This window comes from Brevibacillus sp. FW306-2-1A-C05A (assembly GCF_058781555.1).
Map to the genome: position 1 here is coordinate 19,948 of NZ_JBYSWV010000027.1, position 16,622 is coordinate 36,569.

A 16,622-nucleotide genomic window follows, 5' to 3' on the forward strand; every position below is an offset into this window, starting at 1 on the left:
CACAATGTGTCAAAAACTGTTGAAGCGTAGGGGCTACACGAGCAGCAAAACCGAGCTGAGCACCAGCAGCAGGGCCATCGCGACGTGAAAGGCGCGCTTGTGCCTGGACAAAACATTTTGAAAAAGGGAGCCAAACAAGCTCCAGCAAAACGAGCTGGCAAAGCCTGCGGCGCCGAGCAGCAGGGAGAAGCCGAGCAGGCTGGTCGCCGTGGAAAAGTAGGGCAGGATGAACGTGCCGACGACGCTCAGCCCGTACAGCACCCCTTTCGGATTGACGAACTGTAGCAGGACGCCTGTCGCAAACATGTTTTTGGCGTCCGCTTCGCTGTTTTCCTCCCCGCGGATGCTGGTGAGCATTTTGAACGCCAAATACCACATGTACAAGACGCCGAAAAAGGTCAAATAAGGCGTAACCGTAGGGATGTAGCTCGTGAGCAGCAGGTGAAAAAAGCTGCACAGCAAGATGAGGGCCAAAAATCCGCTGCTCACGCCGAGGCAAAAGCGGACAGTCTTTTTCAGGCCGTACTTGTTGGCGAACACCATTGCCATGATGTTGTTGGGACCAGGCGTGAAGTGGGACACAAATACAAAAAGCAAAAAGGACAAGACAGGCATCGTGAATCTCCCTCCTCTATCGTGTGCTATAATGACCGTATAGGTCGTTATGTTGTATGCGTTTTATTTTACAATACGGTCGTTATATTGTACACGGGAGGTTTTGGCGCCATGGAAGACATTCAGCGCGTGCTGGCCAAAAATGTAAGAGAGATACGGGAAAAGCAGAAGCTAAGTCTGGAAAAGGTGGCGGAGCTGAGCGGCGTGAGCAAGACGATGATCGGCCAGATCGAAAGGGGCGAATCGAGTCCGACGATCACGACGCTGTGGAAAATTGCCAACGGCTTGAAAATCTCCTTTACCTCGCTCATCCAAAAGCCGCAGCCGGACACGACGGTAGTGCGCAAGGCAGAGGTGCAGGCTTTGACGGACGAGCAGGCCGGGGCATACCGGATTTATCCCGCTTTTCCTTTTGAGGCGGACAAGCGCTTTGAGCTGTACACGGTCGAGATCGAGGAGGGTGGATTGTTAAGCTCCGGGGCGCACAGAGAGGGGACGGAAGAATTTTTGACTGTTTTTTCCGGGGAGTTGACGGTTGCGATCCAGGAAGAAACACATACGTTGCACGCTGGCGATTCGATCCGCTTCAAGGCCGACAGACCGCACAGCTATCGCAATCAGGGGAAGGGGCTGGCCCAGGTCAGCATGCTGATTTACTACCCGGTGTCATGAGGCGACCCGGGAGAGGGGAGCTAGAGTAGGCAAAATGTCCGAAAAGGAAAAGCTGCCCGCTTTCAGCGGCAAAGGAATCCGGACAAATAAAAAAGAGCAGGCCGACGGGCGGCACTGCTCTTTTTGTTTTCAGACGATTAACGGCTGTAGAACTCAACGATCAGAACTTCGTTGATTTCGGAAGGCATTTCTTCACGGTCTGGCAGACGAGTGTAAGTACCTTCAGCAGCAGCATCGTTGAAAGAGATGTAGTTTGGCAGGAAGTTACGGCTTTCCAGAGAGTCCTTAATCAGTTGCAGACCACGGGACTTTTCACGGATGGAAATCACATCGCCCGGTTGTACGCGGTAGGATGGGATGTTCACTTTTTTGCCGTTTACCAGGAAGTGACCATGGTTTACCAACTGACGAGCAGCAGGGCGAGTTGGAGCAAAGCCCATGCGGTACACCAGGTTGTCCAGGCGGGATTCCAGCAATTTCATGAAGTTTTCACCGACTACGCCAGCCATTTTGCTAGCTTGGTCGAAAGTGCGGCGGAATTGTTTTTCGTTAAGGCCGAACATGTGGCGCAGTTTTTGCTTTTCTTGCAGTTGGATTCCGTACTCGGACAGTTTACGACGGTTGTTGTGACCGTGTTGGCCCGGAGGGAAGTTGCGCTTGATGTCTTTTCCTGTACCGTCGAGGGAGATGCCCAGACGACGAGCCAGTTTGTGGCGAGGTCCTGTGTAACGTGACATGTATTCAGTCTCCTTTAAATTGGATTCGTAGGTGTTTACTTCCGGCAGGTTAGTTCCTACTTTATCTACACGAACTTCGGACGGTAGCGTTTCCGCATCGTGCTCCTCACAGATATTCAGCCGCAGTCTGTAAAGGGAGGGAACTAAGAGGGTACATCCTTCCGTTTTTACCTACAATCAATGCTACCCTGTACACATACAATCAATCATACTAGGCGAGGTATGGATAAGTCAAGAGAAAAGAAACGCGCCATTCATGGAAGAAATGGCGCTGTTCCTCGTTGCTCCCGTTTAATCCCGGATGAAGACCGACTCCGTACCTGCGTTGCCGCGTTTTTCCAGGAAGCGGGTAAACGTAACGGCTGCATCCGCCCGCGACACCGCGCCCTGCGGCTGGAACTTCGTCTTGTCGGTCGGCACGATGCCCAGTGTCGTAGCGATAATAATCGAAGCGCGATGCTTGGCGTTGCCGATGTCGGTGAGCGGCGACTGGAACATGCCAGGGTAGTCCGCCAGCTTGTTGTAGCCGAGCGCGCGCACGATCATGTCGGCCAGTTCTTCGCGGGTGATCGGCTCATCCGGGTTCAGCTTGGAAGCGTTTTTGTCCAAAAGGCCGCGGTCCACGGCGCCTTCGACGGCAGAGAAGAAGCGCGAGCCGTTTGCCACGTCGCTGTAGGTCGCCTTGCGCTCCAGGGAGTACATCGGGTAGTGGCGTCCCTGGTTCAGACTAATCATCAGCATTTCGATCATTTCGCCGCGTGTGATCGGCTTTTGCGGCAAGATTTTGCCATCCTCCAGCGAGAGCGCATCGTATTCGTACATCAAAAGCAGTTCCTTCTCGGCCGGATGGCCCTTGAGGTCGAGCGGTGCCTGGCGGTGCAGGTTGAGCACTTTTCCGGATGCAGTAGAGCGCCACTCGCCTGTAGCCGCATCGAGGTAGTAAGGCTGCTCAAACGGCGTGGACGTTACGCGGTAAACGAGCTTCGCCGTCCTTTTCGGAATGTAGGATGGCTGCTCCTGTACCTTTTTGTTGTCTTCCTCGCTGAGCGGCTCCAGGGCGTACACCGCTTCTGCCTCCGACTCCTTCCACCACGCCTGGACGGCTTCGTCGCCAGACAGATGTTTAGGTACTTTGGCAGGGTACGTTTCGCTGCCAAAGTCAGCGCTGTAGGACAAAAGTTCGCCTGTCTGCGCGTCGTAATTGAGGTAGGCCGAGCCGCTGGCAGCCGCGATTCCGTCGATGTACCGTTCCAGCGTGATCCGGTAACGGCTGGATTTTAACAGTTCTACGCCTTCCTCGTCGCGTTCGACCAGGTACAACTGGTGGGCCGAGGTCGGCGTCCATTTGCGGATCGTTTCCATTGCCGCTGCTTGCAGCTTTTTCGGGTCGACCGTCTTGGCGGGCTTTTCTTCCTCTTTGCGCAGCGGCCGGTCTTTGCTGTACGAGTAAACGTCGCCGGTGACAGCGTCAAAGGCGACAAAGACGTAGCCATCCTTTTCCTTGCCTTTTTCCGTGTATTCGAGATTCCAGACGGAACGGTTGCCCTGGTAGTCTCGCTCGCTGTAGTTGGCGGAGCGCAGCTCGTAATTGCCAAGGTCAAACGTCTTGGCCGCCCAGGCGATGGCTTCCTCCTGGCTGAGCGCTCCTCCCGAGCGGCGCGGGGAAAGCGGCTTGCTGCTGACCGCGACAGGCTCGTTGCTTTCGCTGCGGGGCGAGAGCGATTGGTTCAACGCTTTTCCGCTCTGGGCGTCGAGGTAGAACGTAAACGGATTGGTATAGCCGAGCGTGACGGTGTTTTTCTCAGCGCCGGTTCGCTTCCACGGAAGCAGGTACGAAAGCTTCGGGTCTGCCTGCTCCTGGAACAGCTTCTCCGCTTCCTCCAACGAAATTTGCTTGTCTGGCTTCTCGAACTTCACGTCGTTCCACGACAAGGAAAAATCGCTGACGACGCCTGCGCCATTGACGGTGATGTCCGCCCCGTTGTCCGGGAATAGCACGTCGTCTACGACCCGGACGAAGCGGAACGTGTAGGAGACGTCGGCAGAAAGCGGCGTTTTCGGCTCGGGCAGCTCGCGCAGGTAGAGACGGGTTTCTGCGGCTTTGCCCGGGTTGTGCTTTTGCAAAAACTGCTCTGCCGCTGTGCGGGCGTCGGCATAGGACACCCGTTTGGCGTAAGGCAGGTTGTTCCGGCTTTGGTCGTAGTGGGAATAGGAGGTCAGCTCCCCGGTGTTGGCGTTGATGCTGACGCTGTAGGACAGGAGTACTTTTTCGTTGTTCGGGTCCTTTTTGTTCCAGCCGAACGACCATTCCGGGAACGAGCGCCAGCCGTCAGCCGAACGGAACGACACGTTTGTCAGCGTAAGCCCGCTGGTGGGTACAAGCTTGGCTGCAAGGGTCAGCGCCGCTTCTTTCGACAGCTTTACCTTGCTCGTGGCAGCCAAGGTCGCCTTGTCCATTTGCGTGCTGTTGACCATTTTGCTCGTGGCAGTTTCCGGCGACTGGGCGTGTGCTTGTGCAAGCGGAAGCAGCAGGCTTGCTGTCAATACGAATGAGCTGGATCGGATCATCCAAGGCTTCATGAAAGATTCCCCCCGAGGTGTAGTAGCATTTGCTTACAACCTCTGACGAGGGGAAAAGCGAAATCGTTTCATTTCACCCTAAGAAAAAATAGAGAGCGATTTTGCGAACAGGCAAGAAAGATAGGAATTTTGTACCAAATGTTAACGGATCAAACTAGAATTGTGAACAACCATCTTATATAATTAAGTAGTACTTATCCATCTCAACTTGAAAAAGACAGCCTTGACTGTTTGATTGACCGCAAGCGGTCATCTCTATTCTTCGAATAAATCTCCGCTCGGCGTCAGACCTGCAGGCTGCGAAGGGCGGTTTTCACAGAAAAGGAGCTATTGCGTTTTGGAAACCATCATGTACCTCGTTCGCCACGGAGAGACACAGTGGAATCAGATTCGGCGCATTCAGGGACACAGCGATATCGCTTTGAACGAGCTCGGCATGCGACAGGCAGAGCTGGTAGCCGGACGCTTCCGGCGCGAGAAGATTCACGCTGTTTATTCCAGTGATTTAAGTCGCGCGCGTGAGACCGCTGCGAAAATTGCGGAAAATTTCTCCATTTCCGTAGGCACGCATCCTACCTTGCGCGAGCGTTGCTACGGGCAGTGGGAGGGGCTTACCTACGAGGAGATTCGCGCGCGCTTTGAAAATCAGGACGAGGCTTCCTGCGGCATCGAGACATTCGAGGACATGCAGCGGCGTGCGGTGGCCGCTCTGACCGAACTGGCAGCGAAGCATCAGAATGAGGCAATTGTGGTGGTATCGCACGGCGGTCTCATCAACAGCTTTTTGCACTACGTAACAGCGGGGGAGCAGGGAACTGGCATTACGCGCATCGACAACACGGGAATTTCCGTTTTCCGCTATGCCGATCGCAGGTGGGAAGTGCTCCAGGTAAATGATACTGACCATTTGGAAGCTTGAGAAAATGCTGAGAGAGGGAGTTTCTCGTGTCAAGTAAAATGTTGGGGAAGTTAGAGACGGTCTTTTCCTACACGGCCCATTTTATCATACAATCTTGGCCGGAAAAGCGCCCAGGCATCCTTTTCTTGACAGATTCCGGGGGCCGTGTAATCAACTTCATGGACATGCATGATAGTCAATCTGGAAACTCTCTGTCTATGGCGGCGCGCCAGTATGTCCAGACCGGGGAAGTCTGCGATTATGTTTTGGAAGCGCTCGGCACGAAGGAGATTGTCGTCAAGGCCAAAAACGAAAGCGAGCTCGTCTGCGGAGCGTTTCCGCTGAAGGAGCATGACGGCAGTGTCCGCGCCATCATTGGCATGCTCATCCCGCAAAAAGAGATTGATTTCGATTTGCGGGGCTACATGCGGGGATTAGAGCCGCTCATCCGCATGGGCTACGATGCGTACATCCAGCACGCAACCAGCCAGATCGTCACCGATTTGACCTTGCACGACACCGCGCGGGATTTGCTGACCAGCCTGACGAGACAAATCAGCAGCATTATTTCAAAAGGTTATTGCTCGGCGGTGAAGCTCTCCGAGGAGGGAGTGCTGATCCCCCAGGATTGCGTCACGACGCAAGAAGCGGAGCCAGGTCAGGCTCATATCGCCCAATTGGTCATGCGCATGGGGAATAAGCCAGTCACGCCGATGGCGCTGGACAACCACCGGGTCATCGTCGTTCCGGTAAGCCTGAACGCGGTTCCGCTGTACGCCCTGTTTTTGCACCTGCCGCCCGAGGAGCAGGACTGCTTCTACGATATCCGGGACGTCGCTTTCCTGCAGGAGATTGCGGAAAAGGCGAGCTGTGCGCTCTGGCGCGCGATCATGTCTGACGATTTGCGCCGCGAAGCGAGCAAAAAAGATTTGCTCTACCAGCTCATGTCAAAGATTCAGGCATCGATTGACGTCAATGACGTTCTCCACGAGATCGTCACCAGCATCCCGAGCCTGTATCCGTATTTCTCGGTCGAGCTGTTCCTGACGGTGGAGCCGAATGCTACTACGCCTGTCAAGCAGTTGTCGTTCCAGGAGGTGGAGCCGTCCACCAGCACGAAAGCGTACCTGGAAGGCCGCTTGATCGCGGAAGAAGTAGGGGAAGGCGAGCAGCGGGCGACCGTGATTGCCGCGCCGCTGTTGGGCAAGCAAGGCATCTACGGCGTTTTGCAGGTGACTTCGGAGCAGCCGATTTCGTTGAGCCAACACGAGAAGGACTACATTTCCATCTTGGCCGACACAGCAGGCACCGCTTTTGAAAATGCGCAACTGTACCAGCAATCGCGCAATCTGATCCGCGAGTTGCGCCTCATCAACGAAATGGCTAGACAGCTTAACAAAAGTCTTGATTTGAAGGAAATTCTCGATTTTGTGACGGAAATGATGCAGGCGACATTCGACGCGGAGTTTTGCGCCATTTTGCGAAAGCAGCCGGGAGAAGACAAGTTCGATATACTCTCGTCGTCGCTTTCCGACTTTAACGGCACCGTCGTCAATGCGCTCGAAAAGCCGTTCCAGCAGATCATGCAAAGCAAGCAGACGCTGCTTCTGGCTCAGCCTGGCGCGGGTCCGCTGCCGTTTTCACTCTATTCCTGCTGCTCGCTCATGGGGGTACCGCTTGTTGTCGAGGGCGAAATTAGCGGAGTGCTTCTAGTCGCAGATTCCCGCTATCATTTTTTTAGTTTTGACGACTACAAGCTGCTCGAAATTTTCGGCCAGCACGCAAGCCTCGCCATGACGAATGCCGTTTTGCACAACGAAATGGAGCGAATGGTCATTACGGACAACTTGACCGGACTGTTCACGAGACGCTACTTGAACGAACAGGTCAGGGCCTCGCTTGCCAAGGACAGCTACGGCTCGCTGATTTTGATCGACATCGACTTCTTCAAGACGGTAAACGATACATTCGGCCACCAGGTAGGAGACGAAGTGCTGATTCAGGTGGCCAACCTCATCCGCCGCAGTATCAGAGACAGCGATATTGCGGCGCGCTGGGGCGGGGAGGAGCTCGCCGTCTACCTGCCGAGCGTAGACAAGGCAACGGCTCGCGCTGTCGCCGAGCGAATCAGGGAGTGCGTGGAGCAGGAGACGTCCCCGCGGGTGACGATCTCGTGCGGTCTTGCGAAATGGAACAGGGAGATGGACGTCAATCTGAGCGTCGAAGCCTTGTTCCACCAGGCGGACATCGCGTTGTACGAAGCAAAAAATTCTGGCAGAAACCAGGTTGTACTCGCCTAGAGCCAAACCAATGGCTCTTTTCTCTTTTCGGTATGCCTTTTTGCAGCGTGATTTGTTTCTGTATAAGATATATCGGTAAAAGAGGGAACAAACTTGAAGGCAGATGGAGGAGTTGACCCATGGACACACGCGAACTGCGCACCAAGGCGACACAAATCACACCGGATATATACAGTCTGGAAATCCCCACCCCGTTCAGTGTCGGAGCGGTCAACGTCTATTTGGTAAAAGGCGACAAGCTGACGCTGGTGGATGTGGGGCCGAAGACAGACGAGGCCTGGCAGGCGCTGACGGAAGGATTGCAGTCTGCCGGAGTCCGCGTGGAGGAGATCGAGCAGATCGTGCTGACGCACCACCACGTTGACCATTGTGGTCAACTGGAAAAGGTGCGGCAGCTCTCCGGCGCCGTGACGCTGGCCCATCCGCAAGCAGCGCCGTACGTGGAGCTGGATGAGGACTTCATGCATTTTCACGACCAGTTTTTTCTGGAGCTGTACCAAAAAAGCGGCGTGCCGAGCGACATGCTGGTCATCATCGCCAAGTTTCACAAGCTGATGAAGACCTTCTCCGAGCCAAGCCGCATTGACGTGTTGCTCAAGCACAAGCAGCGGGTGCCGAACTTGGAGGAATGGCAGGTGCTCTACACGCCGGGGCACAGCCAAAGCCACTTGTCCCTGTACCGGGAGCGGGATCGAACGATGATCGGCGGCGACCACATCATCGGACATATTTCGTCCAATGCCTTTATCGAACCACCGCGGGATCGTTCGGGCGCACGGCCGCTCACGCTCGTCCAATACCGGACGGCGCTGCAGATGTGTGCAGACATGGAGGTGGAGCGGGTGCTGGCCGGCCATGGCGAGATCGTCACCGACCATCGGGAGCTGATTTTGGCCCGGCTGCAAAAAAACTGGAGCCGCACAGACACGCTGCGCAGCCTGCTTGCCGACGGCGAAAAAACCGCCTACGAGCTGACCACGCTGCTGTTCCCTACGCTGTACGAAAAAGAGCTGCCGTTGACGCTTTCCGAGACGATCGGGCACATTGATCTGCTGACGATTTTGCACCAGGTCGAAGTCAAGGAGAAAGACGGCGTTTTGTACTACCACCTGTAGCCAGACGAATCCCTGTCATTGGCTGTCCAAGCAGAATAAGCCTATTCCTCCCCGGAAACGATAAAAGGGACAATTACCCTGAACCACCTGGAAGTGGCCAAAGGGTAACCGAGGGAGGAAGCCTATGCGCAAGTATTGGACGATATGCCTTTTGTCTGTAGCCTGCACGGCTTTGGCCGGCTGCAATCAGATGGGCGTCAAGCAAAACCCCAGCTCCACCTTTGAACAGGTGCGCGACCAGTTTGCGGCCCAAAGCTCGTATGCGTTTTACGGCAGGACCAAGCTGTTGACAGCAAACAGCGCCAATGCCAACATGGTGAACTTTTCCGGGCGAAAAGACGGCGAAGCGGAGTATATGAATGTGAAAATTTCCGTCCCGGAGGAAAAGCGGGTGGAGACTTTGTCCCTTTTGCGCGAGGGCAGCGAGCTGTACGCCAAGCAAGGGCAAGGGGAAAAATGGAAGCCCGTACCGGGAGAAGGCGTTGCGCTGCGGCAGGAGATGGACAACTGGAGTCCCAGTTTTTGTTTCCAGCAAATGGATGAGATGAAAAAAGGCATCCGTCAACTGCCGGACGAAAACCCCGAGGACGATCTGGAAGCGATCGGCGTCACGCTGGATTCAGCCAAGCTGAAGGCGTGGCTGGCCGCGCAACTGCAGGAGCAGAGTGCCACCGGCTCGCGGATTCAGTCCGCCGCAGGGCCGTTTCCCGGGCACAAGCCGAAGCTGAAGCTGGCGATGCAGCTTTCTGATGGGGACTGGGCAGGTGCGAGCGTGCGGCAGGGAGGCACCTCGATTCAGGCGAAACCGTCCCAGGACGTGAAGGCGTTGGTCGATCAGATGGACGTCGAAGCGGAGTACACGATTTACTACAACAAAACGACGATGCTTCCGACCAACATGACGATGTCGATTCGCTCCGCATACGACTTGAACGACCAGCGGGTAAAAGAGCATTCCCAGGTGGAGACCTACCTGCAAAACTACGGGCGGGCAAAGCCGGTTCCGGCCCCGGCAGAGGGCGGCAAATAAGCAAGCAAAGAAAAAGACGCTTACCTTCCATGTCAGCGGACAGGGAGCGTCTTTTTTCCGTGAGGCGGACGGTTTGCGAAGCGGCGCGGACGATGGCAAAAGCGGCGGGAAGGCGGCTGCTGTGACGGATGGGCCGGAGGTGCGTGCCCGCCTGCTTTGGCTCGCAAGATTTTCAGGCAGGATGAGGTAACGCTTTGCGGACTTTGTCCGTCTTTACTCATTGTGAAGATGTGCACAACGGGCCGCTTTCCTTTGCGCTTTTTTGCGAGGGAGTCTTAATTCCTAGAAGGAATACTGGAAAACTTTGTCGAACTAACAACAGGTCTATCTTTTTGCGTCGAATAATCGGTACAATGGGAAAGATGCCTGATGAAACCAAGCGTCTGCGGCGACCGCATCAGGCATTTTGCAGACGAGACTTCTGCGATTTTCGCGGTCGCTTCTCTTTTGGGCAATCGTCGCTTCCGGTCTTGGTGAAGCCGGAGCGTAAAGGGGATGGGAACCAGCGATGGATCAGACGAAAATGCGCATTTTGTCCGCAGCCGCGAAGCTGTTTGACACGTACGGCTACAAAGGGACTTCCGTTAGACAAATCGCTGCTGAAGCAAAAGTGAACTCCGCGCTGATTTCTTATCACTTCCAGGGCAAGCAGGGAGTGTTGGAGACCTTGATCGCCTCTTATTTTGAGACGCTGTTTCGGCTGCTGGAAGAACAGGAAGCCGAGCAGGAGCATGTCTCTGCCATTCACCGACTTGAACAGGTGATCCAGTTGTATTTGCGCTTCCAGATGGAGCATGCGCCGATCACCCGGCTGGTTCACCGGGAGTTGAGCGTCGAGTCGATGCTTGCCCGTGAAGTGATGACGCTGTACATGAGCCGATGGAAGCACGGCCTTTCGCGCGTATTGGAGGGCGGCGTGGCATCGGGTGATTTTTTGCCTGTCTCTGTTGATCGTATAGTGCTGGCCGTAAGCAGCCAGATGATATATCCGTTTTTACAACCGCAAATGGTTCGCCAGGTTTACGACCTGGAGCCGTTTTCCGAGGAGTTCGCCAGATGGCTGCACGATTCCATCATGCGCTTTTTGCGCGGGATTTTGCTGCCCGGATAGGATGTGCCCTCTCCTGTGACTTTATTTTGCACAAGTGCAGCGAAGGCTCCGCCAATGGCTTTGGCGCAGCCAAGTTTTCTAAAGGGGATGTTTGACAAGTGAAACGAAGACTATTCCTGCTCTGTCTGGCAGGCATGTTGCTATACACGAATCCGGCGTACGCTACGCCTTTTCCGGACAAAACCGATGAGGTCGTGCAGGACGCCGACAACTATTTGAAAAAAGACGAAAAGGCGAAGTTTGAAAAATCGATGCAAAACTTGCCTGGCAGCTACAAGGTTGTCGTGGTGGAAAGCACGGCTCCGGAAGCAGAATCCCCTGACATGTACGCGCAGAAGCTGTTTGACAATTACAATTTGGCTGATGACGCGATGATGGTCGTGCTCGACTACAACACGGAGCAGATCGGGATGTACGCAGGGCCTGCGTTGCAGAACAAAGGCGTGACGATGGAGTTGTTGCACGACAAAATCGCGTCGTACTACGATCCTTTTCGCAACCAGAAGCAGTATTTGACCGGCATTCAGACTGTGATCGGGGAAGTGAACCGGGAGCTGAGCAGCCTTTCCGACAAGCAGGCTGCAACGACTGCGGGCGCGGCTGATGCGGCAGCGCAGGAGCAGCCGGAAGAAAAAGACGCGCTCGGCGGCATTCCGTGGTGGATATACGCGATCGGAGCTGTGTTCGCGGTGCTGTCCGTCATGCTGATCTACGCCATGATTCGCCGCCGCGGGATCTTCAAGCAAGTCGATGATGTAGAGGATTGGAAGGACGAGCTGGTCGAAAAAATCAACGTCATCGAGGTGGAAAAGCCGTTGCGCCGCTCCAGCGGAATGACAGAGGTGCGCTACCACCACCTGGCTGACAAAAAAGAAAACTTGCTGCGCATCCGCATTCCAGACGTGGAGATGATGATTCTGGATGCGGAGGAAGCGTGCGACCGTTTCCGGTTTTCCCTGGCTTTGGGCATGCTCGATGAAGCGCGGCAGACGCTGACGCAGATCGAGGATGAGCTGAACGACCTGAAGGAAGACACGACAAAGGTAGCGATTGCCAAACAGGAAAACAAGGTCGTCATCCCGGAGATCGGTAAGCAGGTGGAGCAGATGGAGCGCCGCCTGTCCGATTTGCGGCTGGAATACGGACTGGCTTTTCACGAACTGAAAGCGTCGCTGGACGAAGTAGAGACGATGCGCAACCTCGTGAAAACGTCGCGGGCGGCGGGCGACGATATTGGCGCCTACGATACGACGCTCAAGGCCCAACAGATTCTGGAGCGGGTCGGCCAAGCGATGGAGCAGATTCCGGCGCTGGTGCAGCGCGTGAAAAAGGAAATGCCGGAAGAGTTCAAGCAACTGGAGGACGGAATCAGCCAGGCGACGCGCGACGGCTTCGACTTGAAGCAGGATTCGCTGGACAAGGCGCTGCTGCAGGCCAAACAGTTGCTTTCCTCCGCAAAAACCGCGCTGGAAGAGGGCAATCTGGAGATGGTCATGACTCATTCCAAGGCGTTTGACGTGCTGCTTGACACGACGTACCAGAGCATTGAAGAAGGCGTGCTCGCTCAGCACGAGGCAGCAGCCGCTGCGGCGCCAGCCCTGGAAAAGCCGCCTGTGCTTGCAGAGGAGCCGCTCGCAGACGAGGCAGAGCCGGAAAGAACGAACAGTGCATTGGCAGAAAAAGAACGGGAAGTCAGCGAAGCGGAGGTCGCAGCGATCATCGAGCAGGCTGCGGAGGCGTGGAACCTGGCTGGCAAGGAGACAGCGCAGCCACTTGTCATCGACAGAGAGCCGCAAGCGTTCGGGCGCGAGGCGCAAGGATTGTCCGCGCCCAAGCAGGAGGAAGCGGTGGATCTGTCCGCACACGCAGAGACTGAGGCAGGGACGAGCGACCAGTTGAGCGAGGCAGAACGGGCTGTGCTGTTGCAGGCAGTCAAGCGGCCTGCGAAGCCGGAGAAAACCTCGGTGCCCCATGCGCCCGCCCAGCAGGCAAGCCGTGAGCACGAAGAGGAAACCGAATACGAGCTGGTCATTCCGAAGAGTCAGGCGGAGCCGGAGTTGGAGGAGCCTCATCTGGAGGAAGAGCCGGATTATTTGCTGATCGAAACCGAGGACGATGCCCTCGACGAGCTGGAGCGCATCTCCAGCACGCTCGTTCGCGTGCGCCAGCAGATCAAGCGAAGCTATTTGCCGGGCATTCCGGATCAGCTCAAATATATGTTTGAAGAAGTCGTCCAGACTTTGGGGCGGATCAAGATGGTGATGGAGCAATACCGCTACGATCTGGAGGAAGTGGCGATTTTGATTCAGGATGCGCGCGAACTGGTCGTAGAAACCGAGCGGATGGCCGAGCAGACGATTTCCTCCTGCCAGTTGGCGGAGGGAGCCATCCAGTACACCAACCGCTACCGCCGGCAAAACCGGCACGTCAATGAGCTGTTGACCAAAGCGGAGCAGGCGTTCAGGCAGTTGGCCTTCACGGAAGCTTACCAGTTGGCGGAGGAGGCGCGTCTCGTCGTGGAAGGTGCGCCAGCCGAGGCGGATAACCGCTGGCTTTTGCGCAGAAAGAAAAAGGGGTGAGCATCCATGCAACTCCTTCCCGTTTTTCTGATCGCGGCGGGCGTTCTCGTCATGCTCCAGCCGCGCACCAAAAGATGGCAGGCGCGGATGAACGCGTATTTCCGGGGCAATGAACAGCGGGTCAAGCAGCGGGCCAACACGTTTTTTTTGCTCGGCCTGGCCTTTATGCTGGCTGGCTTCGCTTATTTGTTCCGGTTGGCCGGATAGGGATAAGAGCACAAGCAAAAACACCTGTCGCACGAGCAACGAGGACGCGATTCTCGCGGGCGGCAGGTGTTTTTTGCGCAACAAAAAAAGAAGCACCGCTCACGAGGCGATGCTCCATATAGGGAAGATAAAGGGAGTAAAGGTCTGATAACCAGCACCTTACAACTAGGGGGGAGTAAGGTGCTGATTACTCTTTCGCAAAAAAGAGTACCTGCCTCCTAGTTTCCCCGATTCGTGTTTTCCTAAACGTTATTCTCGCAAAAAAATTCCAAAGCTTCTTCGGCGCTGTGCGTGCCCGCCGCATGTCCCGAGGAAAAGGCGATAGTAATGTTGTAGCCTCCGGTATGGGCGTGCACGTCCATGACTTCGCCGGCAAAATACAGGCCGTCCATCAGCTTCGAGCGCATCGTGCGCGGGTCGATTTCCTTGACGCTGACGCCGCCGCCTGTAATAAAAGCTTCCTCCAGGGACAGCGTTCCCGTGATCGTCAGCGGAAATGCTTTGATGATGCCCGCAAGACTTGCCCACTCCTGCTTTTTCATATGGCTCAACGTCGTGTCCTCGGCAATCTGGGCGAGCGACAGGATGAGCGGAATCATTCGCTCCGGCAAGTAGCCTTTGAGCACGTTTTTGACCGCTTTTTTTGGCTGTTCCTCCAGTAGTTTCCAGCTTTCTGCGCTGACTTCCTCCTTGCTTTTGGCAGGCATCAGATCAAGCGTGAGCGCCAGCGGGACGGCGCCGTATTTGCGCTGGCTGATGGAGACGTAGTGCCCCATTCGCAGCGAGGCTGGCCCGGACAGGCCGAAATGGGTGAAAATCATATCGCCTTCCTGGGTGTTGATCTTTTTCCCGTTCGGCGCGTACAAGGTCATTGTAATGTCGCGCAGGGACAGTCCTTGCAGCGTTTTGTCGCGGATGAAGGAGTCGTTTGCGGTGAGCGGCACTTCTGTCGGATACAGGTCCGTGATCGTATGGCCTGCCGCCTTGGCCCAGGCGTAGCCGTCTCCCGTCGAGCCTGTCTGCGGCACCGAGCAGCCGCCGACGGCGATAATGACGCAGCAGGCTGTCAGCTTTTCGCCGGATTGCAGCAAAATGCCTGCGGCTCGGCCGTTTTCGTAGACAACTTCCTTCACGGTAGCGTTCAGCCGGATGTCGACATGCTGCTGCTTCAACCGGTCGATCAACGCTTGGGCGACCGTCACTGCTTTATCGGTGACGGGAAACATCCGCCCGCGGTCCTCTTCCTTCAGGGCGACGCCCAGTTCCTCAAAAAACTGAATGATGTCGCGGTTGCCGAATTGCGCAAGCGCACTATACATAAAACGGCCGTTGCCGGGCATTTGCTTGATAAGCTCGTCCTGCTCCTTGGCGTTGGTCACGTTGCAGCGGCCGCCGCCGGAAATGATGAGCTTGCGTCCCAGCTTGCCGCCTTTTTCCACCAAGCAGACGCGCGCTCCCCGGCTCGACGCCGCCACAGCGGCCATCAGCCCGGACGGCCCGCCGCCGATAATGATAACGTCATAGTCGTACTGTGATCGATTCATGTATTCTCGTCCTTTTATGTTGTAGGGTAGGGCATCCTTCATTTTACCACAAGAGGCTATGTTAGCGCTCAGATAGAGGGGGAGGGTGGGAACACAAGCGTGTATGTCGCGCTAAAAAAGGGGGCAGGTGGGGAACACAAGCCCGAATGCTGCGCCAAAAAGGTGGGAACGTTGGAAGCACAAGCCAGCATACCGCGCCAAAAAGGCAGGGAGCCTTAACCGCCACCCCGCCTGCCACGCGCCAAAAAGACAGGGTGCTTTTACCCAAAAAGAGCGAGACTGTTTGAACCCCACCCCAACGCCAACTCACCCAAGTACCGCAGACAGCGGCTTTTTCTCCAGCACGTATCTGACAACCGCTTCATCGCGGACGATGTCTGTGACGATGTAGCCTTTGGCGAAGTAGCTGGTGAACAGCTCGCCGGTTTGCTCGCGCCAGGCCGAGGCGATGTTCATGTCCGCCTGCTTCACCTGCTGGAAAAAGGCCGGGACTGGAAGCAGCAAGACAGGCTCTTCATGCGCGGTGTCGAAAGCGACCGGAGCCGGAAGGCCGTCGACTATTTCATAGCGCAAAATGTCAGGGGCAGCGTCGTAGGCACGGCGCGGTGCGCCTTCTGCCTGGCGGGCTTCCACGCGTCCGCTGTCGATGAACCACTCGACGAGAAAACGATCAGTCGGCAGGCCGCGGTTGAAGTCGTCGTCGAGGTCGCCGTAGCAGTTGGGCAAATACGTGCGGACGATTCCGCCAAGCTTGACGATATTCAGGACGCCGTTCACCGTTTCCAGGGGGTCGTACGTCCAGGTGATTTTGGAATGGCCCAGCGCTTTGGCTTCTTCCTTTTGCAGCCACTTCATCTTCACTCCGAGTCCTTGCTTGCGATACGCGGGCAAAAAGCCGAGCATGTGGGAACAGAGATGCGTCTCGCCGTTGGTATAGCCGGGAAAGCTGTACAAAAAGCCGATCATCTCGTCCCCGTCAAACGCCCCGAGGAACAGTCCGCCAAATTTGTGCATCGTCAGCGTCATGTGGTACGGAATGGCCGACGAAGGGTCCCATATTTTTCCTTCCATCGTTTCCAGTTGCTCGATTTCGCTCGCCTCGGTCAGTTTTCGCAAGGTGATTGCCATTTGCTTTTTCCTCCTATCCAGGTTTTCGTTTTTACTTCATTCGAACAAAGGGAGGCACATTCCTGCTTGGGAACGGTTGCATCCCCCGGCAGCCTTGCGGATAATA

13 protein-coding genes are annotated in these 16,622 nt (G+C 55.7%); 8 read left to right on the forward strand and 5 right to left on the reverse strand.

Annotation, left to right across the window (positions count from 1 at the left end; genetic code table 11):
* Positions 1-33: 33 nt before the first annotated feature.
* Positions 34-615, reverse strand: coding sequence for a LysE family transporter (locus tag AC3WJN_RS16260; RefSeq protein ID WP_007783211.1), 582 nt, complete (start codon positions 613-615; stop codon positions 34-36).
* Positions 616-726: 111 nt separating this feature from the next.
* Here AC3WJN_RS16260 and AC3WJN_RS16265 point away from each other — a divergent pair, with 111 nt between their 5' ends.
* A complete protein-coding gene (locus AC3WJN_RS16265; protein ID WP_005828152.1) occupies positions 727-1,287 on the forward strand; it encodes a helix-turn-helix domain-containing protein in 561 nt (186 codons plus the stop codon).
* 137 nt (positions 1,288-1,424) lie between these two features.
* On the opposite strand, the gene rpsD is transcribed toward AC3WJN_RS16265, so the two are convergent.
* The gene (gene rpsD, locus AC3WJN_RS16270) at positions 1,425-2,024 is read right to left on the reverse strand and encodes a 30S ribosomal protein S4 (RefSeq protein ID WP_005828154.1); all 600 of its coding nucleotides are present in this window, start codon (positions 2,022-2,024) and stop codon (positions 1,425-1,427) included.
* 291 nt (positions 2,025-2,315) lie between these two features.
* Positions 2,316-4,604 (reverse strand): S-layer homology domain-containing protein, encoded by a 2,289-nt coding sequence (locus tag AC3WJN_RS16275; protein ID WP_007783213.1) that lies wholly within the window; start codon positions 4,602-4,604, stop codon positions 2,316-2,318.
* Between the two features lie 337 nt (positions 4,605-4,941).
* On the opposite strand from AC3WJN_RS16275, the gene AC3WJN_RS16280 reads away from it, so the two are divergent.
* The 7 genes from AC3WJN_RS16280 (at position 4,942) to AC3WJN_RS16310 (ending at position 13,844) form a co-directional block, all read left to right on the forward strand.
* Positions 4,942-5,523, forward strand: coding sequence for a histidine phosphatase family protein (locus AC3WJN_RS16280; RefSeq protein ID WP_005828158.1), 582 nt, complete (start codon positions 4,942-4,944; stop codon positions 5,521-5,523).
* Between the two features lie 38 nt (positions 5,524-5,561).
* A complete protein-coding gene (locus tag AC3WJN_RS16285; protein ID WP_035317231.1) occupies positions 5,562-7,802 on the forward strand; it encodes a sensor domain-containing diguanylate cyclase in 2,241 nt (746 codons plus the stop codon).
* A 119-nt stretch (positions 7,803-7,921) separates the two neighbouring features.
* Positions 7,922-8,917: an MBL fold metallo-hydrolase gene (locus tag AC3WJN_RS16290; RefSeq protein WP_007783218.1), complete on the forward strand. Its 996-nt coding sequence runs from the start codon at positions 7,922-7,924 to the stop codon at positions 8,915-8,917.
* Between the two features lie 124 nt (positions 8,918-9,041).
* Positions 9,042-9,947 (forward strand): hypothetical protein, encoded by a 906-nt coding sequence (locus AC3WJN_RS16295; protein ID WP_007783220.1) that lies wholly within the window; start codon positions 9,042-9,044, stop codon positions 9,945-9,947.
* A gap of 508 nt (positions 9,948-10,455) precedes the next feature.
* Positions 10,456-11,058: a forespore capture DNA-binding protein RefZ gene (refZ, locus tag AC3WJN_RS16300; protein ID WP_007783223.1), complete on the forward strand. Its 603-nt coding sequence runs from the start codon at positions 10,456-10,458 to the stop codon at positions 11,056-11,058.
* A gap of 98 nt (positions 11,059-11,156) precedes the next feature.
* Positions 11,157-13,637 (forward strand): septation ring formation regulator EzrA, encoded by a 2,481-nt coding sequence (locus tag AC3WJN_RS16305; RefSeq protein WP_007783225.1) that lies wholly within the window; start codon positions 11,157-11,159, stop codon positions 13,635-13,637.
* Between the two features lie 6 nt (positions 13,638-13,643).
* Positions 13,644-13,844, forward strand: coding sequence for a hypothetical protein (locus tag AC3WJN_RS16310; RefSeq protein WP_005828171.1), 201 nt, complete (start codon positions 13,644-13,646; stop codon positions 13,842-13,844).
* A 242-nt stretch (positions 13,845-14,086) separates the two neighbouring features.
* Here AC3WJN_RS16310 and AC3WJN_RS16315 read toward each other — a convergent pair whose 3' ends face one another.
* Both AC3WJN_RS16315 and AC3WJN_RS16320 read right to left on the reverse strand, forming a co-directional pair.
* Positions 14,087-15,388 carry a BaiN/RdsA family NAD(P)/FAD-dependent oxidoreductase gene (locus AC3WJN_RS16315; protein WP_007783229.1) on the reverse strand — a complete coding sequence of 434 codons (1,302 nt, stop codon included), beginning with the start codon at positions 15,386-15,388 and terminating at the stop codon, positions 14,087-14,089.
* 306 nt (positions 15,389-15,694) lie between these two features.
* Entirely contained in the window at positions 15,695-16,516 is an 822-nt protein-coding gene (locus tag AC3WJN_RS16320; RefSeq protein ID WP_005828175.1) for a GNAT family N-acetyltransferase, read from the reverse strand.
* Between the last annotated feature and the right edge of the window lie 106 nt (positions 16,517-16,622).